The sequence below is a fragment of the Paenibacillus wulumuqiensis genome, from assembly GCF_000971965.1.
Lineage (GTDB): Bacteria > Bacillota > Bacilli > Paenibacillales > Paenibacillaceae > Saccharibacillus > Saccharibacillus wulumuqiensis.
Genome location: NZ_LAQP01000015.1, coordinates 82,669 through 109,621, shown reverse-complemented (window position 1 = coordinate 109,621; position 26,953 = coordinate 82,669). Strand labels below are relative to the sequence as shown.

At 51.7% G+C, this 26,953-nt stretch carries 20 protein-coding genes; 11 read left to right on the top strand and 9 right to left on the bottom strand.

The genetic code is table 11. The features are described 5' to 3' along the window. Nucleotides 1–163: 163 nt before the first annotated feature. Nucleotides 164–2,815, top strand: coding sequence for an ATP-dependent chaperone ClpB (gene clpB, locus WH45_RS17785; protein WP_046215776.1), 2,652 nt, complete (start codon nt 164–166; stop codon nt 2,813–2,815). Between the two features lie 160 nt (nt 2,816–2,975). Here the strand turns inward: clpB and WH45_RS17780 are convergent, their stop codons facing one another. Continuing rightward, the gene (locus tag WH45_RS17780) at nt 2,976–3,875 is read right to left on the bottom strand and encodes a LysR family transcriptional regulator (RefSeq protein WP_046215775.1); all 900 of its coding nucleotides are present in this window, start codon (nt 3,873–3,875) and stop codon (nt 2,976–2,978) included. Nucleotides 3,876–4,106: 231 nt separating this feature from the next. Between WH45_RS17780 and WH45_RS17775 the strand changes: the two genes are divergently transcribed. From WH45_RS17775 to WH45_RS17745, 6 genes are all read left to right on the top strand, one after another. Beyond that, nucleotides 4,107–5,033 (top strand): DMT family transporter, encoded by a 927-nt coding sequence (locus WH45_RS17775; protein WP_046215890.1) that lies wholly within the window; start codon nt 4,107–4,109, stop codon nt 5,031–5,033. A 611-nt stretch (nt 5,034–5,644) separates the two neighbouring features. Continuing rightward, nucleotides 5,645–6,439, top strand: a complete 795-nt coding sequence (locus WH45_RS23445; RefSeq protein WP_152663588.1) for a hypothetical protein — start codon at nt 5,645–5,647, stop codon at nt 6,437–6,439. Nucleotides 6,440–6,942: 503 nt separating this feature from the next. Beyond that, entirely contained in the window at nt 6,943–7,995 is a 1,053-nt protein-coding gene (locus tag WH45_RS17760; protein WP_052723840.1) for an ABC transporter ATP-binding protein, read from the top strand. Next, nucleotides 7,992–8,711: an ABC transporter permease gene (locus WH45_RS17755; protein ID WP_046215771.1), complete on the top strand. Its 720-nt coding sequence runs from the start codon at nt 7,992–7,994 to the stop codon at nt 8,709–8,711. The genes WH45_RS17760 and WH45_RS17755 overlap by 4 nt, the downstream gene beginning before the upstream one ends. A 5-nt stretch (nt 8,712–8,716) precedes the next feature. After that, nucleotides 8,717–10,126 carry a GldG family protein gene (locus WH45_RS17750; protein ID WP_046215770.1) on the top strand — a complete coding sequence of 470 codons (1,410 nt, stop codon included), beginning with the start codon at nt 8,717–8,719 and terminating at the stop codon, nt 10,124–10,126. 15 nt (nt 10,127–10,141) lie between these two features. Beyond that, the gene (locus WH45_RS17745; protein WP_046215769.1) at nt 10,142–11,158 is read left to right on the top strand and encodes a DUF4340 domain-containing protein; all 1,017 of its coding nucleotides are present in this window, start codon (nt 10,142–10,144) and stop codon (nt 11,156–11,158) included. Nucleotides 11,159–11,346: 188 nt separating this feature from the next. Here WH45_RS17745 and WH45_RS17740 read toward each other — a convergent pair whose 3' ends face one another. The 7 genes from WH45_RS17740 to efeO all read right to left on the bottom strand — a co-directional run bounded on the left by WH45_RS17740 (nt 11,347) and on the right by efeO (nt 19,597). Further along, nucleotides 11,347–11,916 carry a DUF2569 family protein gene (locus tag WH45_RS17740; protein WP_046215768.1) on the bottom strand — a complete coding sequence of 190 codons (570 nt, stop codon included), beginning with the start codon at nt 11,914–11,916 and terminating at the stop codon, nt 11,347–11,349. A 236-nt stretch (nt 11,917–12,152) separates the two neighbouring features. Continuing rightward, nucleotides 12,153–13,412 carry an N-acetylglucosamine-6-phosphate deacetylase gene (gene nagA, locus WH45_RS17735; RefSeq protein ID WP_046215767.1) on the bottom strand — a complete coding sequence of 420 codons (1,260 nt, stop codon included), beginning with the start codon at nt 13,410–13,412 and terminating at the stop codon, nt 12,153–12,155. Next, the gene (gene nagB / locus WH45_RS17730; protein ID WP_046215766.1) at nt 13,412–14,140 is read right to left on the bottom strand and encodes a glucosamine-6-phosphate deaminase; all 729 of its coding nucleotides are present in this window, start codon (nt 14,138–14,140) and stop codon (nt 13,412–13,414) included. The genes nagA and nagB overlap by 1 nt, the downstream gene beginning before the upstream one ends. Before the next feature lie 3 nt (nt 14,141–14,143). Beyond that, the gene (locus WH45_RS17725; protein WP_046215765.1) at nt 14,144–15,004 is read right to left on the bottom strand and encodes a MurR/RpiR family transcriptional regulator; all 861 of its coding nucleotides are present in this window, start codon (nt 15,002–15,004) and stop codon (nt 14,144–14,146) included. Nucleotides 15,005–15,441: 437 nt separating this feature from the next. Then, a complete protein-coding gene (locus tag WH45_RS17720; RefSeq protein ID WP_046215764.1) occupies nt 15,442–17,295 on the bottom strand; it encodes an FTR1 family iron permease in 1,854 nt (617 codons plus the stop codon). 37 nt (nt 17,296–17,332) lie between these two features. Next, the gene (gene efeB, locus WH45_RS17715; RefSeq protein WP_200897744.1) at nt 17,333–18,691 is read right to left on the bottom strand and encodes an iron uptake transporter deferrochelatase/peroxidase subunit; all 1,359 of its coding nucleotides are present in this window, start codon (nt 18,689–18,691) and stop codon (nt 17,333–17,335) included. Between the two features lie 3 nt (nt 18,692–18,694). Next, nucleotides 18,695–19,597: an iron uptake system protein EfeO gene (efeO, locus tag WH45_RS17710; protein WP_046215763.1), complete on the bottom strand. Its 903-nt coding sequence runs from the start codon at nt 19,595–19,597 to the stop codon at nt 18,695–18,697. Between the two features lie 357 nt (nt 19,598–19,954). Between efeO and pgmB the strand changes: the two genes are divergently transcribed. The 3 genes from pgmB to WH45_RS17695 all read left to right on the top strand — a co-directional run bounded on the left by pgmB (nt 19,955) and on the right by WH45_RS17695 (nt 22,930). Then, nucleotides 19,955–20,593 carry a beta-phosphoglucomutase gene (pgmB, locus tag WH45_RS17705; RefSeq protein ID WP_046215762.1) on the top strand — a complete coding sequence of 213 codons (639 nt, stop codon included), beginning with the start codon at nt 19,955–19,957 and terminating at the stop codon, nt 20,591–20,593. A gap of 249 nt (nt 20,594–20,842) precedes the next feature. Next, nucleotides 20,843–22,075: a MalY/PatB family protein gene (locus tag WH45_RS17700; protein WP_046215761.1), complete on the top strand. Its 1,233-nt coding sequence runs from the start codon at nt 20,843–20,845 to the stop codon at nt 22,073–22,075. Between the two features lie 288 nt (nt 22,076–22,363). Then, nucleotides 22,364–22,930: a hypothetical protein gene (locus WH45_RS17695; protein WP_046215760.1), complete on the top strand. Its 567-nt coding sequence runs from the start codon at nt 22,364–22,366 to the stop codon at nt 22,928–22,930. Between the two features lie 118 nt (nt 22,931–23,048). Here WH45_RS17695 and WH45_RS17690 read toward each other — a convergent pair whose 3' ends face one another. Further along, nucleotides 23,049–24,404 carry a dipeptidase gene (locus tag WH45_RS17690; protein ID WP_046215759.1) on the bottom strand — a complete coding sequence of 452 codons (1,356 nt, stop codon included), beginning with the start codon at nt 24,402–24,404 and terminating at the stop codon, nt 23,049–23,051. A gap of 651 nt (nt 24,405–25,055) precedes the next feature. Here WH45_RS17690 and WH45_RS17685 point away from each other — a divergent pair. Continuing rightward, the gene (locus WH45_RS17685) at nt 25,056–26,420 is read left to right on the top strand and encodes an Nramp family divalent metal transporter (RefSeq protein ID WP_046215758.1); all 1,365 of its coding nucleotides are present in this window, start codon (nt 25,056–25,058) and stop codon (nt 26,418–26,420) included. Nucleotides 26,421–26,953 lie beyond the last annotated feature (533 nt).

Below are 26,953 nucleotides of genomic sequence, written 5' to 3'. Positions count from 1 at the left end.
CAAAATACAATGCAAGGGCCGGAGCAGTTGATGTCCGGCTCTGCTTTACTTTCGGATAATAGATGTAATAGATGTCTGGCTGGAGCAGCGGCTCCATGTCAGCAGGATGATTATATCCATAGACATACAGACTATCATTCCCAGATAACAGGAGGGACCTATTGTGGATTACAACCGATTAACCCATAAATTACAGCAGGCCATTGCCAGCGCCCAGTCGCTCGCCACCTCGATGGGACATCAGGAGATTACTCCCGCTCATCTGCTCAAGGCGCTGCTGGAACAGCCGGAAGGTCTACTGCCGCGGCTGCTGCACAAAATGAATCTGCCGACAGCCATGATCATTCAGCAGAGCGATGAACTGCTGCGTCGCAAGTCCAGTATCAGCGGTTCGGCAGCGGTCAGCCGCTATGCCTCGGCAGGACTGCTGCAGGTGCTCAATCAGGCGGAAAAGGAAGCGGCGGAGATGAAAGACGAATTTGTCGCTGTCGAGCATGCCGTACTGGCACTCATTTCCGTGGATGATCCCGGCAACCGCGAAGTACGCGATCTGCTGCACCGGCATGGATTGAAGCGGGATGCGGTCATGGCGGTGCTGGCGGACATTCGCGGCCACCAGCGCATTACGAGTCAGGACCCGGAAGCGACCTATGAAGTGTTGGAGAAATACGGCCGCGATCTGGTCGCTGAAGTGCGTTCCGGCAAAGTCGATCCGGTCATCGGGCGTGATGATGAGATTCGCCGGGTGATCCGTATTTTATCCCGAAAAACCAAAAATAACCCCGTACTGATCGGCGAGCCGGGCGTCGGCAAGACGGCTATCGTCGAAGGACTCGCCCATCGGATCGTGCGCAAAGACGTACCGGAAGGGCTCAAGGACAAAATAATTTTCTCTCTCGATATGAGTGCACTGGTCGCCGGAGCGAAATACCGCGGCGAATTCGAGGAACGTCTGCAGGCGGTATTGAAGGAAGTACGGCAGAGCAATGGACAGATTATCCTGTTCATCGACGAACTGCATACAATCGTCGGCGCCGGCAAAACGGAAGGCTCGATGGATGCGGGCAATATGCTCAAGCCGATGCTGGCGAGAGGCGAGCTGCATTGTATCGGGGCGACGACGCTGGATGAATATCGCAATTATATCGAGAAAGATCCTGCACTGGAACGCCGTTTCCAGCAGGTGCTGGTGAGCGAGCCGGATGTTGAGGATACGATTGCGATACTGCGCGGACTCAAGGAACGGTTCGAAGTGCATCACGGGGTGAAAATTCATGACAGTGCCATCGTCGCGGCAGGTGTGTTGTCGGACCGCTACATCTCCGACCGATTTTTGCCGGATAAAGCGATTGATCTGATTGATGAAGCCTGTGCGATGATCCGTACCGAGATTGACTCCATGCCCGGCGAGCTGGACGAGGTCACCCGCCGCATCATGAAGCTGGAGATTGAAGAAGCCGCCCTCAAAAAAGAAACCGATGAGCTGAGCCACAGTCGTCTCGGCATATTGCAGCGCGAACTGGCCGATCTCAAGGAAAAGCAGCTGGAGATGCGGGCCCGCTGGGAAAAGGAAAAAGAAGTCATCGAAAATGTAAACACGCTCAAAAAGCGGCTGGAACAGGCCCGTCTTGATCTGGAAAAAGCCCAGGAAGAATATGACCTCAACAAATCCGCCGAGCTGAGCTACGGCATTATCCCCGGACTGGAACGTGAATTGAAGGAAGCGGAAGAAGCGGCCCAGCAGGATCAGGAAGGACGGCTACTGCGTGAAGCAGTGACCGATGAAGAGATCGCAGATATTGTCTCCCGCTGGACCGGCGTACCGGTCAGTCGTCTGGTCGAAGGGGAGCGAGAGAAGCTGCTGCGTCTGGAAGAAGTGCTGCATGAGCGTGTTGTCGGACAGGATGAAGCGGTGCAGCTCGTAGCGGACGCAGTCATCCGTTCACGGGCAGGCATCAAGGACCCGAACCGTCCGATCGGTTCCTTCCTGTTCCTTGGCCCGACCGGCGTCGGCAAGACCGAACTGGCCAAAGCGATTGCCGCCTCCCTGTTCGACCGGGAAGAGAATATGATCCGGATCGATATGTCCGAATATATGGAAAAGCACAGCGTATCCCGTCTTGTCGGTGCACCTCCGGGCTATGTGGGCTACGAGGAAGGCGGCCAGCTGACCGAAGCTGTACGCCGCCAGCCATACTCTGTCATTCTGCTGGATGAAGTGGAGAAGGCGCATCCGGATGTGTTCAACCTGCTGCTCCAGCTGCTGGATGACGGCCGATTGACCGATTCCCAGGGCCGTATGGTTGATTTTAAAAATACGATTATTATCATGACCTCCAATATCGGTTCAGTGCATCTGCTGAGCGGTATGGAGCAGGAAGGACAGATCAGCGAGTCGGTACGTGCGACTGTGATGCGTGAGCTGAATATGCACTTCCGTCCGGAGTTCCTGAACCGGGTCGATGATATCGTACTCTTCAAGCCGCTCAGCCGTACAGAGATCCGCCAGATCGTCTTCAAACTGGCTGACGGTCTCCGCGCTCGTCTGGCTGATCGTCAGATCGGACTGGAGCTGACCGATGCCGCTGCCCAGCTGATCGCAGATGAGGGCTATGATCCGGCATACGGCGCCCGTCCGCTGAGACGGTTTATCCAGCGTGCCCTGGAGACCCGGGTAGCCCGGGCACTGATCGCCGGTGAAGCCCTGCCGGGTTCTGTCGTACAGGTCGATGCGGTGAATGGAGAACTGACTGTTGTAATCCGGGAAGCGGAGGCCATACCTCTTGCCAAGGATGAGCCTGCCGCTGTTAACTAAGCGACCTGCAGATGCTTTTTTCTGTATCCGGTCAAACAAACTTTAGGACTGCTGATCTCCAGCAGTCCTTTTTTGCATGAATTCAGACGTTGCGTAAATGTCCGGACAGCAATCTCCTGTGAACCCCGGTTGATTTCTTTGAATCAGGTGATTCTTGGGGTTAAGTACCATCTGGTACCATTTCTGCGGCTTCTTCCGTGAAAAGCTCCTTCGCTGTCCGTACAAACAGCTGCACCGCAAGCGAAGCATTACCCAGCGAAGGCACAGCAATACCGATCTGGCGGGTAATCTGCGGAGATACTTCCTTGACGGTCAGTTCATGCGGGAACATCGATAACGCCAGCTCCGAGACGATACCGATGCCCAGTCCCTGCCGAACCATATTGACGAGTGTGCTTACATTATGGGTGGTGAACTTGATCTGCAGATGGCTTTTCTCCCGCTGAAAAGCTTCCATAATCGCCACTTCATGACCCCCTTTGCAAAGGATAACATCCTGACCATCCAGATGACGGATCGAGATCCGCTCCTGGGACTGCAGCGGATGCTGCTCCGGCAGCAGCACAATCATCTGGTCCGAATAAAGTGGAATCGTATCGACCAGCGGATCGGGCAGCAGGATAATACCCGCTTCGATCTGGCGGCTGTGCACCCATTCCCTCACTTCATTGGTCGATCCTTCCTGTAGATCGAACACCAGATTGGGATAGTTCTGCCGGATCTGATGAATAATCGGCGGCAGGAAATAGGCTGATGCCGAAGGAAAAGCACCGATGGTGACCGTCCCGATATCCAGTCCTTTTTCGGCAGCCACCTGCTGCTGTACCTTTTGCATACTTTGCAAAATGGAGCGGAATTCCAGCAGTACCCGCTGTCCCAGCTCGGTGAGCAGCACGCCCTTTTTGCGGTCCCGGAGCAGCAGCTGGGCATCCAGTTCATTTTCAATACTGGCGATGGCATGGCTGACTGCCGGCTGGGTCATATGCATTTCCTGGGCAGCCTGGGTAAAATTAAGCGTCTCGGCGACGCGGACAAAGACCATGATCTGTGTAATTGTCATAACAGAAAGGTTATCTCCTTTATTCAAAAGATTCATTTTATTTATCATACCAGACGGTATAAGCTGAAAACATAAGATATATGAATTTTAACATATGGATAGGAGAGGAATAGGATGGATGAATATTCATCAGGCGGGGGTGCAGGCAGTCACCCGGCTCATTCGGAACATAATCAGCCGCTGCATGATATCAAAAAAATAGTGGGCGCAGCAGCAGGCGTATCGTATACCATGAACAAGCCAAAAGGGCTGACACCCCAAAAGACACTGCTGCTGGTACTGTTTCTCGTGACGGTATGGGGGATTAACTGGCCGCTGACCAAGCTGGCACTGCCGGAAGTGCCGCCAATCCTGTTTTCCGGACTGCGTACACTGATCGGAGGACTGCTGCTGCTTGGCCTCGCGATGCGCTACAAGGAAAAGCTGCAGTGGAAGCGCAACTGGCCGGTCTATGTAGTATTGGCTATATTTAATATTATCGGATACTATGGACTGCAGACGATCGGTATCGGCTACCTGCCTGCCGGACTGTTCTCGACCATTGTCTTCCTGCAGCCAGTACTGCTCAGCCTGTTTGCCTGGTTATGGCTGGGCGAACAGATGTCGCTGCTCAAAGTGATCGGTCTGGTCTTCGGTTTTGCCGGAGTGGCCGTGATCAGCTCAGGTGGACTGGAAGGCAGTCTGTCGCCACTCGGTATTATCCTCGCGGTTGCTTCTGCTCTCTGCTGGGCGATCGGCACCATTTATATGAAGAAAAAGAGTGCCCAGCTCGACTCGCTCTGGACGGTAACGATCCAGCTGCTGATCGGCGGCGTGATACTCAGCGTGATGGGATCGGGAACAGAGAGCTGGAGCGATATCCACTGGACACCTTCATTTATTGTTATTCTGCTGTTCATCTCCGTATTCGTTATCGCCGCCGGCTGGCTGGTGTATTTTAAACTGATGGACAGCGGAGAAGCAAGTACCGTAGGCTCCTACACCTTTGCAATTCCGGTACTCGCCAACATTTTCAGCGTTTTCCTGCTGGGTGAATCCGTCACGATTCCATTGCTGATCGGTCTGCTAATGATCGCTGTGGGCATCGGTCTGGTAAACAGAAAGCGCCCGGTTCCGGTTCCGGTCAAACAGCAGCAAGCCTGTGATCACCGTTCTTGAATACTTTTGTGATCGTAATGCTTTTTATTCACGACGGCTAAGAATAGTTAAATCATCAGAAAAGAGCCTATTTTGCCTATTTGCAGAATATGCTCTTTTTGTAATATATTTATGTTCGGATTGCAGATCATCCAGCTTGGCATATTTATTTATACATAACAGGAGGTAAATAAGGGCGAATGCACCTATTCTATAACTTATTGAATAAAGTTAGAGCAATGAAAGATCAGGATCATGCCAAAATTTTATGGATAAATTTTATTATTATGTTCTCGGGTATGATGCTGTCCAGTGCAATGTACTATAATTGGGAAATAATAGGATTTGGAGCTGCTTTAACTCTTTTTGTTCTGGCCGCACTTCCTGCGGTATTTTTTTTGATTATTCTCTATGTTGTCGGTGATAACAATTACCGCAGATCGCTTCGTATCCGAGTATACTTTGGAATTGGTTCAATTGTATTTTGTGTCTTAATACGTTTATGGCGGATGTTATAATCTTGTGAGTCATCAGCATCTTATAATTTGGATTGAATGGATAGGCGGCTCACAAACGATATATCAAGTCGATCACTTATTACTTTGATAAAGTCAAGGAGTGTTAGCAAACTAATGAACAATCCACCTTCTATTGTCTATTGTTCCATAATAGCCTCTGCATTAATAACTGCTGCATGCAGTAATGAGGCTTCGCTGCACCCCACGACAGCAGTATCCCTAAAGTCAGTGACTTCCCATGCAGCACAAGAGTCTCCGAAAACAATAAAAATACAAACAGACGGAATTACATATACTATCCCTCTATCCAGTCCATCGACTGCGCCCTATAATTATGTCGTTCGCACTGCTGCAGGAACTATCTGGGCTCCAGCTCCCCCAATGACACTGGTAAAGGGCACGCAAAAGAGTCCGGTCTACATGCCGGAACAGCCATTTACGTTATATCGAAGCGAAAGTAATGGAACCAGTCTGACGAAGGAACATTCGCAAAAATTATTATCGCTCCCCTTAAATGATGGAGCAGCCAAAGTCATTCTTAACCGTCTGATCGGACTTCAGGATCATGTTATCATCCACACAGCTTCCTCTTTCAGCGATGGATCGCAGCCTCTAACAGAAGAAGCGCAAATTATAAAAATTGACGACTCATCCAGCTCTTCTCTCATAACCGAATTCCATTCTACAGGTGGAAAGCTCTACAGCTACGGAGTCGATGAGCACAGACAGTATTATGCAGGACTGAGCGAAAAGCCAGGAAATGCCGATGGCAGTTATACGAGAGAAGTGCTGTTATATGATGAACAGAACAATCGAATTCAGAAGATCAAGGACTACCAGCTGAATGGCCAGATCCTGACCATTCATGACCAGGATAAGAAAATCACATTTAAAATAATTCCCGCCTAACCCAAAGCAGTGTATATACATACACTGCTTTTTATTTTCATTACCAAATGAGCAAGCATGCAGCATACAGGCAAAGTACGTTTGCATGCAGAAAAGTAAATCTTGCTATAAGCAAAATTATGTCTCAACCACGGAGCGCAAGAAAGGAAATAAGGGCAAAGGACGACCTTTGGAGCCCGGGAATCTACATTCACTCCTTATCCGTAGATTCCCGGGCTCCACCGGAGGACGTGCCCTTATTCCTTTCTGGAGTGATGAATGCTTAACCTTCTACTTCTCTGTCTCCGAATTAGCATGTATCTTTTGTGTTCAGCTCCTTCATGCTACAATGCTATTTCCACAGGATAATGGCTTTTTAAGCTGCTATTTAGGCTTTTTTAAGCTGATTTTATACTTTATCCTTTATAGTAAGAAGGATTTTTGTATAGACAGGTATATGCAGAGCACTCATGGAACTGTCTCTGGGCAGCGCCGCATATGATTACGCAGGAGGGAATGATACAATGCTTCAAGTCCAACAAGTCAGCAAGTATTTTGACCAGCGACGGAGTGTGGACGGGATTGATTTTGAAATGCAGCGGGGAGAGATCGTTGGATTCCTCGGACCCAATGGTGCCGGAAAAACGACGACGATGCGCATGATCACCGGTTATCTGAGACCGACATCCGGTCAGATCTGGATCGACGGTCTGCCGATGCATGAGCCATCCCGCCGGGCACGAACCAAAATTGGCTATTTACCGGAGACACCGCCGCTTTATCCGGATATGACGGTGAACTCTTATTTGCGCTTTGTCGCTGATCTGCGGGACGTCCCGGCCAGACAGCAGAAGCTGCGCATTAGCGAGATGATCGACCGGCTTGGTCTGCATGGCAGAGAGCGGCAAATTATCCGCTCCCTGTCCAAAGGTTACAAACAGCGCCTCGGACTCGCCCAGGCGATTATTCACCAGCCCGATCTGCTCATCCTCGATGAGCCGACCTCCGGTCTCGATCCGAACCAGATTCTGGAGATCCGGCAGCTCATTCGTGAGCTGGGCGAGCAGCATACCGTTCTGCTCAGCACCCATATCCTGCCGGAGGTGAGCACACTGTGCAGCCGGGTGTTGATCATCAACGATGGCCGTATTGTGATGGATGGCAACGCCAATCAGCTGGATCAATCCTTGAACGAGAAATTCCAGGTTCTGCTGGAAGTGAAGACCCGTCCCGATAAGCTTCATCGCTTACTGGATGGATGGCAGGGTGTTACCACGGAATATCTGAGCAGTGCAGAAGACGAACAGCAGATCCAGTCGATTCAGCTGCGTCTGCAGGGTACGGATGATACGGATTTCCGTGAGCGGCTGTCCCTGCTGCTGGCAGATGCGCGTGTTCCGATTCTGGAGCTGCGCAAGGAACGCCTCAGTCTGGAAGACGTATTCGTCAAACTCACCACCGATAACGATCCGGAGGACGTTACCGATTCAGCGAGCTTAGCGCATACCGGCATTAAAAAAGTGGCAGACGATGAACACTCGTCCACCCTGCCTGAAAAGGAGGACGACGCCAGATGAGACGAATGTGGGCGATCTGCTCCAAAGAATTACAATCTTACTTTTTCAGTCCGACCTCCTATTTTGCGATAGCGGTCTATGTACTGCTGTCGAGTGTTATGTTTTACGTTAGCTTTGTCGTGTATCAGCCGAGTATTCTCGATTACCGGCTTATCCTTGGTGATACGCTGTTCATGCTGCTGATCGTGATTCCGCTGCTGACGATGCGGCTCATGTCCGAGGAGCTGCGGCAGGGAACGGATGAGCTGCTGCTCACTTCACCGGTGACAGCGACCGAGATTGTGCTCGGCAAGTACCTGGCTTCGCTAGGACTGCTGATCGTACTCGTGCTGTGCAATCTGATCTATCCGCTCGTCATGTCCTTTTTCGGACCGCTCAATATGACGCTGCTGTGGCTGTCTGCGCTCGGCGTATTCCTGATGGGCGCTGCGATGATGGCGGTTGGATTGTTCGCTTCGAGCCTGTCCCAGCACCAGATGGTAGCCGCAGTGATCGGATTTGTACTGCTGCTCGTCCTGTGGCTGATGGATTCATTCCTGTCAGGTGCACCGTCTTCCAATCTGCAGCAGTGGCTGGCTCCATTCTCCCTGTCCGGCCGGATTGTCAATCTGGTCAAAGGGGTGCTGCACGGACCGGATATTCTGTACTATATCACCCTGGCAGCCCTATTCCTCGTCCTCAGCATTCAGGTTGTTGAGCGGAAACGGTGGAGGTAATGAAAATGAGAAACTGGATATATCGCACGAATGCGATTGTTATTTCTGTTGCAGCGATTGGTATCTTTATCGTGTTGACATTGTTCCTGAATTCGCTGGGCACGTTCCAGCTGGATCTGACCCGGGACAAGCAGAATACGCTGTCCGATCAGACGATAACCACACTGCAAAATGTCAAAGACCCGGTGGAAGCTATCATATTCACCGATCCTTCGGATGCGCAGGTCTATACGCGCCAGGTGACCGACCTATTGAATGAATATCACAAAATCAACAGCAAGCTGGAGGTCAAAGAGTATGGACTTCTGCAAAATCCCGAACTGGCCCGCCAGTACGGCGTAACTGGCAGTACGGTGGTGTTCAAGCATGGAGAGCAGACCAAGCTGGTACCTATAGCGAGCATGTTCACCTTTGGCAATGCTGACGGATCAACCGAACAGGAAGCCGCGAGCACCTCCTATGAATTCAGCGGTGAGCAGAAGCTCACTTCCGGCCTGCTATCACTGACATCGTCCAACAAGTACAAGGCCTATCTGCTGAACGGGCATAATGAATTCAACACAAGCACCATCAGCGTACTGGCCGGTGAACTGGCCAACGAGAATATCGAAGTCTCGGAGCTATCCCTGGTTCAGGAGGGCGCTGTACCCAAGGATGCGAGCGTACTGATGATTGTTGCGCCGCAGACGAATCTGAGCGACGCGGAGACCAAGGTCATTCGCAAGTATCTGGATGGAGGAGGCAAGCTGTTCCTGTCCCTCGGATTTAACGAAAAAGCCAAAAGCAGCTGGACCAATATCGATTCGCTGATGAGCATGTACGGCATTACCGATACCCACGCCGTCGCGGTCGAACCGAAAGACACTTCCCTGTACGATCCACTGACGATTGTACCGGAGTATGGCAATCATGAGATTACCGGCAAACTGGCCGCCAGCAATCTGTATACGATCATGTCACTGTCCATCGCGCTCAAGCAGGAAGGCAAGGAAGGCCTAACGGTGACGCCGCTGCTGACTTCTTCTTCCAACAGCTATGGCGAGACCGATCTGGCCGGTCTGCTGGAATCCCGTACCGAACGCGGCAGCAATGACCTGGAGGGACCATTTGATCTGGGCTATGCCGTAGCTGATACCAAGGGCGAGCCGAAAGCGATCATTCTCGGCGGATCGACCTTTATGATGGATCAGTCGATCAGCCAGCAGGGCAATCTGGACTTTGTACTGAACAGTGTGAATGATCTGATCGGTAATGAGAATCAGGTGACGATTCGTCCGAGAGTGGAAGAGCAGTACAAGACGGCGAATCTGACATTTTCACAGGCACGGACCATTTTTATCGTAACCGTCATCGTGCTGCCGCTGCTGTTTGTCGCGATTGGTGTATTCCTCTGGTGGAGACGCCGCCGGGGATAGAGGAGGGATAATGCCATGATTCGAAAATTAATGCCTTCCATCATTTTGCTGATTATTCTGGTGGCAGGTGTGAGTTACGCCTATTCCCAGAACTTTTTTCAAAAGGATGATACACCGGCAGCTGATCCGAAGCTGCTGACGATGAATGTATCGGATATCGACAGCATTCAGATTCATCCAGCCTCTTCCGGCGGAGGAAACACCGCTGCTGTGCAGAATGCTACAGCTCCGTCCGCTGCGCCGGAAGCGGTACAACTGGACAAAAAAGGACAGACCTGGACGATGACCGCACCAGCGGCGTATCCAGTCAATCCTTATGCGATAGACGACTGGCTGACTGCGCTGCAGTCTGCTGCTGTCCATGGTACGGTCGAAGAGCAGCCGGCAGATACGTCCAAATACGGCATCCGTGCGGATACGCAGGCGATCACGGTACACAGTCAGGATGGCAGCAAACTGACTGTCGCAATCGGAGACGAGCTGCCGACCAAAGGCTACTTTTACGCTCAGCTTAATGGCAGCACCATCGTTCAGCTGGCCCAGCAGACAGTTACCGATCTGCAGGCCGATGCCTTTCATTTTATCGATACGACACCGGTCGGTTGGGACGATAATCAGCTGACCCAGCTGAAATGGAGCAGCACCGAGCCGGCAGTCAGCTGGACGCTTGATCACCAGGCCAATCTGGCCGATCCGGCGCAGGATACATGGACACTGAACGGCAAGTCGATTGCCCTGGATCAGGGCACAGGCATCACGGACGCGGTGAAAAACATGCCGACTGATCGTCTGCCTGTACCTGCATCACAGGTTCAGTCATACCGCAAAGTACTCACATTCAGCGTATCCCTGACAGTGGATGGCAAGGCAGCGACCGAACGCTATCAAGGCTGGCAGGACCCGGATGACAAGCAGTATGTCTGGATCACCGATCCGCAGAACAGGTGGGCATACCATGTGTCGACAGATGCCCTGTCATCGGCGGGACAATCTGCAGTGAATGCGGTGGATACAGACCAGTCCTCCCCATAACACAATAAAATATCATCAGCATTATGTACCATCTGGATCATGACGCGATTCCGGAAATGCAAAAGCTCCGATCACCCTTTTTAGAAAAAGGAGTGATCGGAGCTTTTTTAATGAAGCTTAAGCAAATGATGTGAAGCCCAGCTGTCCAGGAAAAACTCTTGTCCATGGAGTCATGGACATACAGCCGTTTAACGAACGAAAGTGTTCTTCACTCTGCGGGAGCGCAGGAAGTAAGCGACCCACCCGGCCAGCACGAGCAGATGGATAATGGTGCTGATAATGCCTGCTCCGATCTCTGGTGGCGACAGGAAATAGGTAGCCAGAATCGCAACTGCATCCAGTATACAGAATCCGATAACCAGCTTCGGCAGCACACGTTTTCTTCTGTAGAACCATATCAGAATTACGATCAGATAAATGGATGCGATGATCGTATAGATCAGGGTAAATACGAGCAGCCCCTGATAGGTTGCGCTGCTGACCTGCATCATGCTGGTGAGCTGGTCATAGATGTCCACTTTGGCATAGGACATAGCCAGCAGAATCGTTCCACCTGCCGTAGCGATCAGGGAGGCAAACAGATAATAATACATACAAATCTGGAACAATACCAGCCAGCCGCCAAAACCGGTTAACGGTGGCGGTGTATAATATCCGCCGTTCATTCCTCCGACAGGTCCTCCCATCGGTGGATAAGGGGGCTGCATCGGTGGTTGTGCCGGTTCCTGCGGTGGACCCGGGGGTTGGTAATTACTCATGAACAAATTCCTTTCTCATTGGGTTTGTGACTCTAATGTACAATAGCAGACGATGACCGGATTTGGAAGATATGTAGGTGTTCCCTGCCATTTGAAATCAGATAGACGGCAAGGAACGGATAACTGCTGAACCGGATTTGGAAAAATAGCAAAAATCCCCTTGGAGAATCAGCAGTGGTTTGTTTTTATTGTTAAGACGCAGCGCATTTTACAGCTTTTTCGGAAAATGAATATGGTCAATTGTAGACGAATTCATTTCCTTTGATAAAGATCTGCTTCAATTCCATCTGCTCATCCAATATTAGCATATCGGCGCGCTTGCCGGCTTCGAGGCTGCCGGTCTGGTCGTAGATGCCGAGCTGGCGTGCCGGGTTGCCGCTGGCGGCTTCGGAGGCGCGCAAAATGGACAAACCTGCTTTTTCGATCAGGAAGCGGAAGCCTTCGATCATGGTCAGGCGGCTGCCGGCGAGTGTGCCGCTGTCTTCCGGCAGGGTAGCGACGCCGTTGATCACTTTGACCGGCTGATCGCCGAGCATATAGTTGCCATCGCCCAGACCGGCTGCGGACATGGCATCAGTGATCAGGATCAGGTTATGATCCTGTTTGAGCTGGGCGAGCAGGGAGACGGCAGCCGGATGCACATGGATACCGTCTGCGATAATCTCGGCATGAATAGCAGGTGTCCCGAGCACGGCTCCGGCAACACCCGGCTTGCGGTGATGCAGCGGGGTCATCGCATTGAACGTATGCACGGCATGATTCAGTCCGGCATCGACCGCATCCATAATCTGTTCGTAGGTGGCATCGGTATGACCGGCTGCTGCTGTAATCTGATGCTCCCGCAGCCAGCGGATCAGCTCCAGCGCGCCTTCACGTTCGGGCGCCAGGGTGAGCTGCTTGATCAGACCGGGATAGGCGGCATGCCACTCTTCCAGCCATTCTACGTTCGGAAGTACGATATGGCCCGGATTCTGGGCGCCCGGCCACTTTGGACTAATAAAAGGACCTTCCAGATGAACGCCTTCCACCTGTGCACCGGGCATTCGGTCAGCCCGTACGTAGGCATGTACCTGCTCCAGCACCCTGGCGATATCTTCATGAGGAGCAGTCATCGTCGTGGCGAGAATTGCTGTCGTTCCTTGGCTGGCATGAAATGAAGTAATGGTATCCAGCACTTCGGGACTCGAATCCATAAAATCCTGTCCCATCCCGCCATGCACATGAATGTCGACAAAGCCCGGTACGACGAGTCCGCCTGCTGCATCATAAGTCGTAACTGTCGCTGCAGCGTCTGTACCTTGTTGTGCAGAATCTGCCTGCAGAGCGCTGCTGAGAGCAGGAGAAAATGCTGGTGCTTCTGCAGCTGTTCCGGCATAACGGATGATGCCGTTCTCCACCTGGATCACACCGTTATCGATGACCTGCGTCGGCGTTACAATCCGTCCATTTACAATCTGATACGTCGCTGATGTTGAACCTGATGTAGGTATGGACATTATCCGAACAACCTCCCGGCTTCACCGTCCATCAGCACCGTTACATTCGGATGCAGCTGTAACAGTGAAGCAGGGCAGAGAGTGGTGATTGGTCCGGTGAGCGCACGGTGGATAATCTCGGCTTTGTCGGCGCCGCGCACCATCAGTAGAATCTGGCGGGATTTCATAATCGTACCTACGCCCATCGTAATCGCCTGCGCAGGCACTTCATCGATCGATTGGAAATAACGAGCATTGGCTTCACGAGTCTCCGGCAGCAGATCGACTACATGGGTGCCGGGCAGCAGTTGATCTGCCGGTTCGTTGAAGCCAATATGTCCGTTATGCCCGATGCCGAGCACCTGCAGGTCAATCGTCGATTCGGACAGCATGGCATCGTAGCGGCTGCATTCCTTGTCCGGATCGGCTGCCATACCATTCGGCACATGGGTATTGTTCATATCGATATCAATATGATCGAACAGATGCTTATTCATAAAAGCACGATACGAAGCCGGATGATCGGCAGGCAGTCCCACATATTCATCGAGGTTGAACGTTTTTACCTTGGAGAAGCTGATAACCCCCTGATTGAAAATGTTGATCAATTCCTTGTACAGATCGACAGGGGTACCGCCGGTAGCGAGACCGAGCACAGCCCGCGGGGACGTCTGTACGAGACTGGATACGATATACGCTGCTACTTTACCGAAATCTTCTTGCTTGCTTACTTTGACCAGATTAACCATGGATCATAACCCTCCTGAGTCTTTGCGGTAACGCCGCACATTTTTATAAGACAGCTCCAGTTTGTTGACGGAGTCGTTGAACTGGGCACTAATCATACCGGTGAACAGAATATCGATAATATGAAGCTGGGCGATCCGGGAAGCCATATCGCCGCGACGGACGCCTTTTTCCAGTGAAGAGGAGAACAGCGAGATATCCGCCATCGCTGCCAGCGGGTTGGAGCTGTACTGGGTCAGCGACATGACGGTAGCGCCGTTCTCGCGGGCGCAGGTGAGCGCATCAATCGTCTCCCGCGTCTCGCCGGAATAGGAGATGGCCAGCGCCACATCCTCGGACGAGAGCGTGGAGGCGGAAGTGATCTGCATATGCGAATCGGCAAAGGCGGTGCAGTTCTTGCCGATCCGGATCAGCTTCTGGTAAAAGTCCTGTGCCACGATGGAAGAGGTAGCGATACCATACAGATCAATCCGGCGCGCCCGGGTCAGATAACCAATTGCCTGCTCCAGCTTGGGCAAATTGAGCAGCCGGGTCGTATCGTTGATCGAGGTGACATGATTCGATTCGATCGCTTTGACAATCTCGGCCAGCGGATTGCCGGCGATAATATCCTGGTAGGAGCTGGGCACCGACTGCTGGGCCAGCTCGCCGGCCAGCTTCATTTTGAAATCGGGAAATCCCTCGAAATTGAACGTTTTGCAAAAGCGCGTAACGGTCGCCGGACTGATGCCGCACTGGTTGGCCAGCTGGGTAATGCCCAGCCGAATAACCGAGGAAGGCTGCTGCAAAATATAATGCGCCAGCCGCCGTTCCTGTGGGGACAGCTTATTCAGCCCCTGCTCCAGAACATGCAGAATGGGAGACATATCTATCCCTCCTTTCAGATGAGGTGCGATACTGCGTGAACCTGTAAATGGAAAGGTATACTTCGAATGATGAAGCAGCGATGGAATGTAAAAACAAATGGAATAGTTTGTGAAAATAATTTTTATAAATTAATAAATATGAAGAAAATAATTTTCTTTGAGTCCATCATAGCGGAGCTGTGAAGGGATTGCAATAGATTTGCAGCAGATTAATACGGGGCAGGGAAAATGAATGAATTCGACGTTCATAGTGTATATTAAACGCCGTCTTCCGGTTCCAACATATCAAAAAAGCTGTTCCTGCCAATCAGGGCAGAAATTCTATCTGCCGCAATCGCATGAACAGCTTTTTGACAAAATATATAGTGGGCTTGCTCTGCCTGAATGCTTCTGTATAACGCTTATCCTGCAGAGAAGCAGATAGTTCAGGCTGTCGTTCAGGTCGTCGCTTGGCGACGGTTCCGGTATTCCGGCAGGATCAGCTTCCACAGCATGAAGATCAGCACGATCATCTGCGGGATAAAGGTCTCCCAGGTCGGATACATGCCGATCCAGCTGATTGATGGCAGTCCGGCTGCATGATGTGCCGGGAATTGTCCGGCTACCTGCAGCGAGTGAATACTTTCCCCGAGGAAGCGGAACACCAGATAATAGATCAGCACGGTCGCGGTCAGGAAGAACGGACGAACCGGCAGTTTCACACTGAAGCGGATAATCAGCACAGCGACGATAATCAGGATCACCATCGCCATCCCAATACCGAGCAGCAGCTGGGAGAGCGCTATCGATGGTGCCATCCCAATATAGAAGATTGCCGTCTCCGCACCTTCACGCAGAATCGCGAGTCCGGATACCGCAGCCAGCGACCAGAGACTGCCGCGCTGAAGTGCGCCGCTGACCTGGCTGGCGATATAACTGTTCCAGTTTTGCAGATTGGCTTTCTGGTGCAGCCAGCTGCCGACACCGAGCATCAGCACGACAGCGACGAGTCCGGTAATCCCTTCGATCATCTCACGGGTACTGCCGCTGGTGGCCATCTGGGCAAAGGCATAAACAAAGATCGCTGCCATTACTCCGCTGAGCAGCAGACCGGACAGCGCACCCGACCAGATCCATTGGCCGGCTTGCCGGCTGCCGCTACGTTTGGCATAGGCGAGCAGAGCGGCGAGTACGAGGATCGCCTCCAGACCTTCACGCAGCAGGATAATCGCTGCATCCCATGCGGTATAGGCAGATTTGGACGTGATCGGTGCCAGCTCATTCAGCATCGTATTCAGTACGGTATTGGCTTTGTCCCAGGCAGGCGGGGTGGAGATGAGGTAGCCCTGCACCTCGGACATTTCATTTTCAATGGATGTGTACGTGGAGGACGAGGAAATCTGCACTTCACCCTCGACGAGCGGCCACATCGTAATAAACTGCTGCATCCGGTCTGCGGCGGTTGTAGCATCCTGCTGGCCTGCCGCGGTCTGTACCTGCTGGAGCAGCGCGACCGCATCGGTCAGACGCATACTGCCGCTGGCCGGTGCCGTATCGGCCACTTCGCCGGACAGATAATGATTCAGCAGATCGATCAGCGCCTGCGTCTCGGTCTGTGCCTGCTCCTCACGCGGCGGATCGGCCTGCAGGGAGACGCGGATCATGCTCATGCGTGTCTCCAGCTGGCTGTAGACGGTAAAGTTATCTGCACGAATGGCACTCTCCACATCCGGCCAGGCATCGACGATCTGCTTGTAGCTGGTCTGGGCAGCAGGCCAATCCTGCTGCTTGATATGCTGAATCGTCTGATTGGCGAGCGGCAGGATCACCTGGACAGCCTGGGTTCCTTTTGCGGAAGGGCCCTTGCCCTGGGCATCTTTGCTGCCAGCCGTGCCCGCTTCGGCGTAGCTGTTGACCGCACGGGCGAGTGTACCGAGTGCCGATACCGCGGCATCCGGGTCGGACTGGGCATTTTGCAGTGCATTCTGTGCCGCCTGCAGTGCGGTATTTACTTCAGCCGCCTGCTGGGGGGCTGCCGAAGTGTCCAATGACTTCCAGCCGGCGGCGAATGTATCCAGTTCCTGTGAGGCATCCGTCCACTTCTGCTGGCCGGCATCGACGAGGGCACTGCCAACGACAGGCAGCAGCGTGTCCGGCGTAGGTGCTTCCTCGGCGGCGGCCACATGCATGACCGGCGCTGCCGTCAGCCAGTTATAGACGAACGGCCGGGAAGCTGCCGGACTGAGCCCAATCATGAGCACCAGCAGACAGGTACAGCTGATAAAACGTATAAACCAGGCGGTATTGCGCATAACCGTATTCCTCATTTCCTCGTAAAAATCAAGCCTGTTACAGCAGGGTATCGCCGATATAACCGCCCTGGCGAACACCGGGGAAGCAGGCAAATACGGCACTGCCGATATGCTGGATATATTCGTTCAGTGCATCATTCTGGGCCAGCCGCTGCTGCATCGGGATGAACTGCTTGTCCAGACTGCGCTGATAGCTAATGAAAAAGAGTCCGGCATCCAGCTGGCCGGTCGTATTGTCCATGCCGCTTGAATACGAATAGGGACGACGCAGAATCTGCATCTTGCCGTCTCCGCGGGCGACGCGCATATGGGCATTCATCGGAATCACCGGCTTGCCGGAGGCATCTTTGGCTTCCATATCCCCGCGATCAAATTCATGCTGCGAGCCAAGCGGTGCGCCGCTGACCCGGTAGCGTCCAAATGTATTCTCCTGATCGGCCAGACTGGAGCGATCCCAGACCTCGATCCGCATTCGGATGCGCCGTACGGCCATGTAGGAGCCGCCGGTCATCCAGCCTGCACCATCTTCCGGCTGTACCCAGACCACTTCATTCATCATCGCTCCATCCTGAACGCTCGGGTTGGCTGTGCCATCCTTGAAGCCCATCAGGTTACGGGGAGTGGCTTTGTTCGGATCGGATTCGGTCGAACGCTGGAAGCCTTCCTGACTCCAGCGCAGTACCGCCGAACCTCGGGCGATCCGGATCAGATTGCGCATCCCGTGAAAGGCAACCTGCATATCATCTGCGCAGATCTGCACACCGAGATCGCCGCCGCACCACTCCGGCATCAGATTATCTCCATTAAAAGGAGGCAGATCGCCGAAACCGGCAGGCTTTTTACCCGCCAGTCCAAACCGGTGATCAAACAGACTCGGTCCTGCACCGAATGTAACGGTGAGCCGCGAAGGAGTCAGACCTGCCGCTTCACCGGTATCGGCAGGCGGCAGATTCAGATTCTCATTTTGTCCGTCCAGCAGTTCCCCGACCATCAGAGAGGCGGAAGCCCGGGTCCATGCCTGCAGCAGACGTTTCAGTCCGGCAGCATCGCTTACCGTCAGGTCAAAGGAAGCGAAGCACATAAAGTTCTGGCTTGGCGTCGTAATCCCTGCCTGATGCTGTCCATAAAAGTCGTACCGGTTCGCATCCGGTATACCGGTTGTGACATTGTCCGGACTGCCGGGCTTGTCGGAAGCCGGCTGTTTGGTCGCTCCCGTCGCAGCCATAATGCCGTAAGCACCCGATCCGCCAAGCAGCAGTCCGACACCGGAAGCGCCAGCAAGCCGCAGCATATCGCGGCGGCTCACAGGCTTGCGGAACAGGGAGGAAGACTCCTGTCCGGCATCAGGGGTAGTGTTCGGTTGTTGTGGGTTGTTATCGTTTTTGTTCTTGCTCATATCTTACACTCCCAGAATCGTTCCCATTTGGGATAGTGGTTCAGCCAGTGCATCGAGATTCTGGCTCAGCGTACGTACATCCTGCTTGCTCAGCTTGTCATAGGTGACATAACCGCCGTCTTTGGTAGCAAATGGAGCGAGCTCCTTGTTCAGTGCTTCGAACCTCTCACCGATTTGCTTCTCCAGGGCAGGGTCTTTTTTCGCCAGATTCGGCTTCAAAATCTCATAGATTTTCTCGGCGCCTTCCACGTTGGCGACAAAGTCATACAGATCGGTGTGGGAATAGCGTTCCTCTTCACCGGTTACTTTGGAGGAAGAGACTTCGTTCAGCAGCTCGACTGCACCGGTAACGAGCAGTCCGGCATCAATATCCACCGTCTCGACTTTGGCACGCAGCAGCTTGGCATCCTGCAGCAGACGGTCAGCATACTCGTTCATGCCGTCTGTTGTTTTCTGCTCCCACAGCGCCTGTTCGATCTTGTGGAATCCACGCCAGTCCTTGTCATCGACATCTCCCTGACGGGCATCAATATCCGGGTCCAGATTGCCGAGTGCTTCGGCGATCGGCTCGATCCGCTCATAGTGCATACGGGCTGGAGCATATAGTTTTTTCGCTTCTTCCAGCTTGCCGGCTTTGACCGCTTCGGTGAATTTCTCGGTCTCTGTCACAAAAGCATCAATCTCACCGATCGCATACGTACGGTATTGTTCGGTCGCATCTTTGAAATCCGCTGTAGAAGCAGCTGGTGCAGTGGTACCGGCTGCTGTGCTATCAGCAGTAGTGGCAGTAGATGGACTTGTTTGTGCATTGTTTGCTGCTGGTTGTGCTTCTTCTTTATTGCCGCAGGCTGCGAACAGTACAGACGATAACAGCAGAACCGCAGGCAGGGTGTAACGTGCTTTCATAAATTCAAACACTCCTCAATGATGATAATCGTTCTCAATAATGTATATATCATAGTGTGGAAACCCTGCAACGTCAATGTTTTTTATGTAAAATACGACAGAATGTATTCCTGATTCCATATCAATTTTTTAATTCATACCGGACAGTTGTATACGGATTAGGAAATATAGTAAGGTCGGATTTTTCCACATCGGATAGGCAAATCGGCAGAAGATGCCATAAATAAAACAGATTTAACAAAAAGGACAGCTTGTTTTTCAGCGAATCTGTTTATATTCCATATATCAGTAGGATCACACATTTACCGTGATTCAATGAGCTGACGAACAGAAAGCGAATCAGAGGAGGAAGCAATTATGACGATCAAAGCTGTAATATTCGATCTGGATGGAGTTATCGTATCCACAGACCAATACCACTACCAGGCATGGAAAAAGATGAGCGATGAAGAAGGCATCAAGTTCAATGAGACGATCAACAACCGTCTGCGCGGCGTGAGCCGGATGGAAAGCCTGGAGATTATTCTGGAAAAAGCCGAGCGTACCTACACACCGGAGGAAAAGCAGGCACTCGCGGAACGCAAAAATACCTACTACAGGGAATCACTGAATGAGGTAAAACCGGAAGACATGCTGCCGGGAGCCAAACATACAATTGATGAACTGAAAAAACGCGGCGTCAAAATCGCTATCGGCTCCTCCAGTAAAAATACTCCGACGATTCTCAAGCAGATCGGCCTGGCGGATGCGTTTGATGCGGTAGCGGACGGCAATGATATTACCCGCAGCAAGCCTGATCCGGAGGTATTTCTGCTGGCAGCCGAGCGTCTTGGTGTACCGCCGGAAGAATGCCTTGTCGTCGAAGATGCGGAAGCCGGTGTACAGGCCGCTATTGCAGGCGGTATGAATGTCGCTGCTGTAGGGGATGCAGGTCTGCATTCCCAGGATGCCGACTACCGGTTGGAACAGGTGGACGAGATTCTGGAATTGATTTGATTGTAAGTGGAAAATGATAAGACCGGGTTGTTTTCAGCAGCCCGGTTTTTTGCTTTTATTTTTGTTGATCGTCGTCCGATGGATCGTGTTTGCCCTTGCCTGCAAACATGTTATGATAATTGTAATCTTAAATTCGTTTTGGGATAAAGCGGGGAAGCTATACATGCTCCCCGAGATATTCCTGTATCACATTAGCGAGCGTATATGTATGCCAGCAAGCTGCATACACGCCGAAGCGGAGGTTTACGGATGGATTATACACAGCATTTTGACAATCCCCCGGAGAGGCTGAATACCAATTCGGCCAAATGGGATCAGCTGCAAAAGTTATTTGGCACAGAAGATGTACTGCCCCTGTGGGTAGCGGATATGGATTTTGCCGCGCCGCAGCCGGTGCAGGAAGCACTGAAGAAAAGTGCAGAGCATGGTGTTGTCGGCTATTCTTTCCAGTCCGAAGCCTACTACCGGGCACTCCGGGAATGGATGAAAAACAAACACGGCTGGGAAATTGAAGACGAGTGGGTCGTATTCACGCCGGGTGTGGTAACCGCACTGAATTTTGCGGTGCAGACATTTACCGATCATGGGGACAAAGTAGTCATTCAGACGCCGGTATATCCTCCTTTTTATAGTGTAGTCACCGGTCATGGCCGCGAGGTGGTGGAGAATCCGCTCAAGCAGCAGGAGAACGGTGAATATGTGATGGATCTGGAGCAGCTGGAACAGGCACTGAGCGGAGAAAATGTAAAGATGCTGATCCTGTGCAGCCCGCATAATCCGGTCGGCCGGGTATGGACACGCGAAGAGCTGGAACGGGTGGACGAACTTTGTGCCAAGCACAATATTATCGTGGTATCCGACGAGATTCATGGCGATCTGGTGTTTGAACCGAATCGGCATATTCCATATCCGATGCTGTCCGAGCAGGCGAAGAATCGCAGCATTATCTGTACAGCGCCGAGCAAGACGTTTAATATCGCGGGGCTCAATACGTCCAATGTGATTATTCCGAACCAGGAGCTGCGCGATGCGTTCGCACTGAAAATCAACAACTTTGGTGTCGGTCATATTAGCCAGTTCGGTGCGGTAGCGACCGAGGCAGCGTATACGCATGGCGAAGAATGGCTGGAGCAGTGCATGCGGTATATGCGCGCCAATATGGAATATGTGCAGCAGTACATTGCCGAGCATCTGCCGGAAGTATCGGTGTATCTGCCGGAAGCGACCTACCTGATGTGGCTGGATTTCCGCAAACTCGGTATGGAGCAGGCCGATCTGGTCTCCTTCCTGCTGCACAAGGCACGGGTCGCTCTGAACGACGGCCGCGCCTTCGGTACAGCCGGAGAAGGGTATATGCGACTGAATGTAGCTTGCTCCCGCAAGATGCTGGAAGAAGCGATGGATCGTCTTGCACTCGCTATCCGCGATTGGCGGGAAGCTCCACAACAGACAGCCGAACGGGAAAATTCCTTGCAGCAGTAGAGTTCATTTTGTCGAGATGAGTTCATGAAGAACAGTAACACATCCCCGAAGCATTAGAAAAGTATTACCATTGTAATGATATAAAGTTTGATCGCTGAATATATTACATTATGATACATCCAACAAGTCTTCACTATTCGATACTTCTTTTCCTTTAGCAGGCAGGGGAGTTCAGGATATGAAGGCTTGTTTGCATATATTGGCATCACAGGATACTTTAAAAGGATTTCTTCCGTCTTATTCAGGCAGGTGTCTGCATATATTTGAAGGAAGAAAGAGGCGATAAATATGTATCAGCTGTTCCCGCCAAGCTTAGAAAAATGCCCTTTATGTCATCAGCCGGTTCAGGTACTGCATGATCAGAATGAACAACATGCCCGGTTTTATATTTGTTTTGACTGCAAATTTATTGAAGAGATCGGTCAGGGAGTGGTTTCTCCATCGTCTTTGGCCGATCGTGGACAGGAAGCAACTCTGGCCATTGTTGCAGAGCCTTGGAATATGCCCGAATATCGACCGATCGGCCGCTCTGATCACTATTACTCGCAATTATTCAGCGAGTATAAAGTTAATATAATTGAGCTTGGCTATCAGGATATTTGTATCGTCACAGGGTTCACACCTGCAGATACCGATGATTTTAATTTCAATCTCTATCTGAACGGGATGACGCATAGAATTCCGGGGCCGGCACTATTTGTGAAAAAGCGTGAAGGTTCCAATAGTCACGAATCAATGCTCGTCAGGGAAGCAGAAGTAGTAATGGAGCTGTTTAAATGGGATCGGGAAAATTTCTATGTGGAGTATCTCATCCGAATGCTGAAGGGTGAAATTGATATTAACTTTATCAACTGAATTATAGTACATGCAGTAGACGGACAAGCCATGTAGAGAATTGAAAAAAACACCTTCAAAAGTATCCATTTTCCGTTTGGAAAGCGGTACGATTTGAAGGTGTTTTGATGTATAAAGATTACAAATTGCTCAGGAACTCGACGATCGTCAGCATGCCTTTATCAAAGTTCTCCAGGTTGAAATGCTCGTTCGGTGCGTGCAGATTCTCGTCCGGCAGACCAAAGCCCATCAGCACAACGGTCGGCGCGATCACGCGGGAGAATTCTTCCACAATCGGGATCGAACCGCCATCCTTGGTAAACAGGGCACGGGTACCATAGACGGCTGCATACGCATCAGCCGCTTTTTGCAGCATTTCGCCGGATGGATCGATATTAAAGGCGCGTGCTTTCTCGCCTGGAGTGATGGTCAGTTTGGCACCGTTTGGCTTCACTGCTTCCAGGTGGGTGATGATTTTATCCAGTACATCCTGCGGGTTCTGGTCAGCGACCAGGCGGCAGGTGATTTTGGCATGGGCTTCTTTGGGGATAACAGTCTTGGTGCCTTCGCCCTGGAAGCCGCCGTATACGCCGTTCAGCTCCAGTGTCGGACGGGCGCCTACACGCTCGACAAAGGAATAACCTTCTTCACCATGCAGTGCTTCCAGTCCCAGATCGGTCTGCAGCTGCAGTTCGTTGAAATCCTGCTTCACGAACTCGGCACGCATCTCCTCGGAGAGAGGCAGTACATCGTCATAGAATCCGTCCACGAGCACTTTGCCATCGCGGTCATGCAGCGTAGCGAGCAGTTCAACCATTGCATGCAGCGCATTCGGCACGCCGCCGCCAAAGGAACCGGAGTGCAGATCCGTATTGGCAGTGTTGATCGCAATCTCCAGTGAGCACAATCCGCGCAGACCTGTGCTGATCGCCGGCTTGCCGCGCTCCAGCAGGGAAGTGTCGGAGATCAGTACCGCATCGGCAGCGAGTGTTTCGCTGTTGGCTTCCAGGAAGCCCGGCAGATGGGCGCTGGAGATTTCCTCTTCGCCTTCGATACAGAATTTGATATTAACCGGCAGGGAGCCCTGCTGTTTGAGAATCGCTTCTACCGCCTTGATATGCAAGAATACCTGACCTTTGTCATCGGTAGCACCGCGGGCGAACAGCTTGTCACCACGGATGGTCGGTTCAAATGGAGGCGTCTCCCACAGATTCAGCGGATCGACCGGCTGTACATCATAGTGACCATACACCAGAATCGTCGGCTTGCCCGGAGCATGCAGATGATCTGCCGTTACGATCGGGTGACCGGCAGTTTCGTTTACTTTGACGTTTTCCAGACCGGCACGGGTCAGTGTAGCGGCCAGCCACTCGGCAGCACGCAGCATATCCGGCTTGTGCTCGGACAGGGCGGAGATACTTGGAATGGACAACCACTCTTTGAGTTCAGCGAGATGCTGTTCGCGGTTTTCCTGAAAATATGTAGCATAATTCATAAGGTAATAACCTCCTTTTAATAGTTGGAACTTTTGCTATACACGATTAACCAGTGGTTAAAAAGCGTTATGGGTTCTATTGTACTACTTTTGGCAGCGGCAATAAAACTGCCATTTTACTTTGGAAGGCAGCAGGCATCATGGGTGCTTGTCCGGCGAAATAAAGTAGCCGAGAAGTTGGAAAGTGAAATGCGGGATGGACGATATGCTGTCCGGAGCTGCGCTTGTGACTTCATTACCATTTAACACCTATTTTCCAACTTTAAACGTGATGTAATAAAACAGGCATGGTATCCGTAGATATCATGCCTGTTAAGCTATCGAACATTTTTTTCTGAGTATGAGACGGCTCAAGGTCAGAATCCGCATCGTCCGTAAAGAGAGTGAACCAACACAGGATGGATTGGTTAAATGTAAGAGTGGAGTTACAGGAAAGTTGAATGTGCTGGAAAAGGAAGGTGCTTGTTTTAAATTTAAATTGCTCTCACCCATAAAGTTTACCTATTGACAAATAAGTTGCACGAGTGCAAAATGTGTTCAAAAGCATATGTATAAATTGCAACTGTACATCTGGCAAGACGAACATAGAGCATTTACAAGAATATTCAGAGACAAAGCCGAAGACGGCGCAAGAGAAGTGAGGGAGAGAGAATGGATACCAATACTGAAGTAAATCAACCCGCAGCCAAACCAAGCTGGCTGCGCAGCAGTTCCTCGATTAGTCTGGAGGAAGTGAATAATACGGTCGCTATCCCGCAAAATGCCGGTTTCTGGCGCAAGTTTTTTGCTTTTGCCGGACCGGGAGCGCTGGTAGCGGTTGGTTATATGGACCCCGGCAACTGGGCGACCTCGATCGCCGGTGGTTCGCGATTCGGATACACCCTGCTGTCGGTCGTCCTGCTGTCCAGTCTGGTCGCGATGCTGCTGCAGACGCTGGCCGCCAAGCTGGGCATTGTGACCGGCAAGGATCTGGCTCAGGCGACCCGGGATGCCACCGGCAAGAAGATGGCGGTGTTCCTGTGGATTCTGACCGAGCTGGCGATTATCGCCACCGATCTGGCCGAGGTTATCGGTTCGGCGATAGCGCTGAATCTGCTGTTCGGCATCCCGCTGCTGTGGGGCATTGTGATTACAACGCTGGATGTGCTGCTGCTTCTGCTGCTGCAGAAAAAGGGGTTCCGCATTATCGAATCGATTGTTATCGTATTGATCGCGACGATCTTTGTCGTATTTGTATTTGAAATGATCGCCGCGCGTCCGGATGTGGCTGCGATATTCGGCGGTTACGTGCCGAAGCTGGAGGTTGTGACCAACTCCGGCATGCTGTTCGTAGCGCTCGGTATTCTGGGCGCTACAGTAATGCCGCATAATCTGTATTTGCACTCTTCGATTATCCAGTCCCGCCAGTACAAGCGGGATGAAACCGGACGCCGTGAAGCGGTACGTTATGCCCGTCTGGATTCGGTATTCTCACTGACGATCGCCTTTATTATCAACTCGGCGATTCTGATCCTCGGAGCGGCAGCATTCTACGGCAATGGTCTGCAGGTGTCCGAGATTGAAGGAGCGTATGAGCTGCTCAGTCCGACACTTGGCGTAGGTATTGCCAGCACCCTGTTCGCGGTCGCCCTGCTGGCATCCGGCCAGAACTCGACCATTACCGGCACACTCGCCGGTCAGATCGTTATGGAAGGATTCGTCCAGCTGCGGATCTCGCCGGTACTGCGCCGGATCATTACCCGCCTGCTGGCGGTGATCCCGGCATTTATCGTGACCTGGCTGTATGGGTCAAGTGGAACCGGAGATCTGCTGCTGTGGAGTCAGGTCGTGCTCAGTCTGCAGCTGCCATTTGCAGTGATCCCGCTGGTCAAGTTCACCAGCGACCGCCGCAAGATGGGCAATTTCGCCAACGGCAAGCTGGTTCAAAGTATAGCCTGGCTGGCAACCGGTCTGATCGTAGTACTCAATGTATTCCTTCTCGGTTATATTATTGTAACCGGTCATGCATTCGGATAATAAAGCAGCGGATACTGTATAATACATCGCTGTAATCTGGAGATCCTGGACGATGAGCCTTGTTCTTCTTCTATATATATAAGCGACAGTAAAGTGGAGGATCATACTCCGTGCTGCAGTCCCGAATATAAGTCTCTGCTGGAAGTACTCTCTTCCGGCAGAGACTTTTTTTGATGGAATAATCATTGTCCGGCAATCCACTGTGCCGGTATAGAATCCCGAGCTAGGCCTGGCTGTCGGGACGATTTCCTAGTCTATAGGAGCAGAACGTCGATTTAACGTAGGAAGTAGCCGAGAATAGAGCATTTTAGCCCGGATCGATAGGAAAAGCAGGGAATTATAATGCTGTTAAAGGAAAGAGACTGCAGAAAAAAGCGAAATATACAGGCTGCAGCTTTTTGAAAAAGAAGAAAAATAATGCGTTTTTACGTGTTCCCGGGGATAGAAAAGGTGAAGGGGCTGGAAGTAGGAAACTTCAAGTTTCTGGAATTATTTTCCCTGTGTATAGCGTTTAGGGTAAACCAAACATGCTA

Bases quoted from the DNA above. Each gene is read 5' to 3' on its own strand.
- WH45_RS17740 (WP_046215768.1), bottom strand. From the start codon at position 11,916: ATGAGTAATTACCAACCCCCGGGTCCACCGCAGGAACCGGCACAACCA.
- WH45_RS17750 (WP_046215770.1), top strand. From the start codon at position 8,717: ATGAGAAACTGGATATATCGCACGAATGCGATTGTTATTTCTGTTGCA.
- nagB (WP_046215766.1), bottom strand. From the start codon at position 14,140: ATGGTTAATCTGGTCAAAGTAAGCAAGCAAGAAGATTTCGGTAAAGTA.
- WH45_RS17720 (WP_046215764.1), bottom strand. From the start codon at position 17,295: ATGCGCAATACCGCCTGGTTTATACGTTTTATCAGCTGTACCTGTCTG.
- WH45_RS17690 (WP_046215759.1), bottom strand. From the start codon at position 24,404: ATGAATTATGCTACATATTTTCAGGAAAACCGCGAACAGCATCTCGCT.
- WH45_RS17695 (WP_046215760.1), top strand. From the start codon at position 22,364: ATGTATCAGCTGTTCCCGCCAAGCTTAGAAAAATGCCCTTTATGTCAT.
- pgmB (WP_046215762.1), top strand. From the start codon at position 19,955: ATGACGATCAAAGCTGTAATATTCGATCTGGATGGAGTTATCGTATCC.
- WH45_RS23445 (WP_152663588.1), top strand. From the start codon at position 5,645: ATGAACAATCCACCTTCTATTGTCTATTGTTCCATAATAGCCTCTGCA.
- WH45_RS17700 (WP_046215761.1), top strand. From the start codon at position 20,843: ATGGATTATACACAGCATTTTGACAATCCCCCGGAGAGGCTGAATACC.
- WH45_RS17760 (WP_052723840.1), top strand. From the start codon at position 6,943: ATGCTTCAAGTCCAACAAGTCAGCAAGTATTTTGACCAGCGACGGAGT.
- WH45_RS17755 (WP_046215771.1), top strand. From the start codon at position 7,992: ATGAGACGAATGTGGGCGATCTGCTCCAAAGAATTACAATCTTACTTT.
- WH45_RS17685 (WP_046215758.1), top strand. From the start codon at position 25,056: ATGGATACCAATACTGAAGTAAATCAACCCGCAGCCAAACCAAGCTGG.
- efeO (WP_046215763.1), bottom strand. From the start codon at position 19,597: ATGAAAGCACGTTACACCCTGCCTGCGGTTCTGCTGTTATCGTCTGTA.
- WH45_RS17780 (WP_046215775.1), bottom strand. From the start codon at position 3,875: ATGACAATTACACAGATCATGGTCTTTGTCCGCGTCGCCGAGACGCTT.
- WH45_RS17775 (WP_046215890.1), top strand. From the start codon at position 4,107: ATGAACAAGCCAAAAGGGCTGACACCCCAAAAGACACTGCTGCTGGTA.
- WH45_RS17725 (WP_046215765.1), bottom strand. From the start codon at position 15,004: ATGTCTCCCATTCTGCATGTTCTGGAGCAGGGGCTGAATAAGCTGTCC.
- efeB (WP_200897744.1), bottom strand. From the start codon at position 18,691: ATGAGCAAGAACAAAAACGATAACAACCCACAACAACCGAACACTACC.
- nagA (WP_046215767.1), bottom strand. From the start codon at position 13,412: ATGTCCATACCTACATCAGGTTCAACATCAGCGACGTATCAGATTGTA.
- WH45_RS17745 (WP_046215769.1), top strand. From the start codon at position 10,142: ATGATTCGAAAATTAATGCCTTCCATCATTTTGCTGATTATTCTGGTG.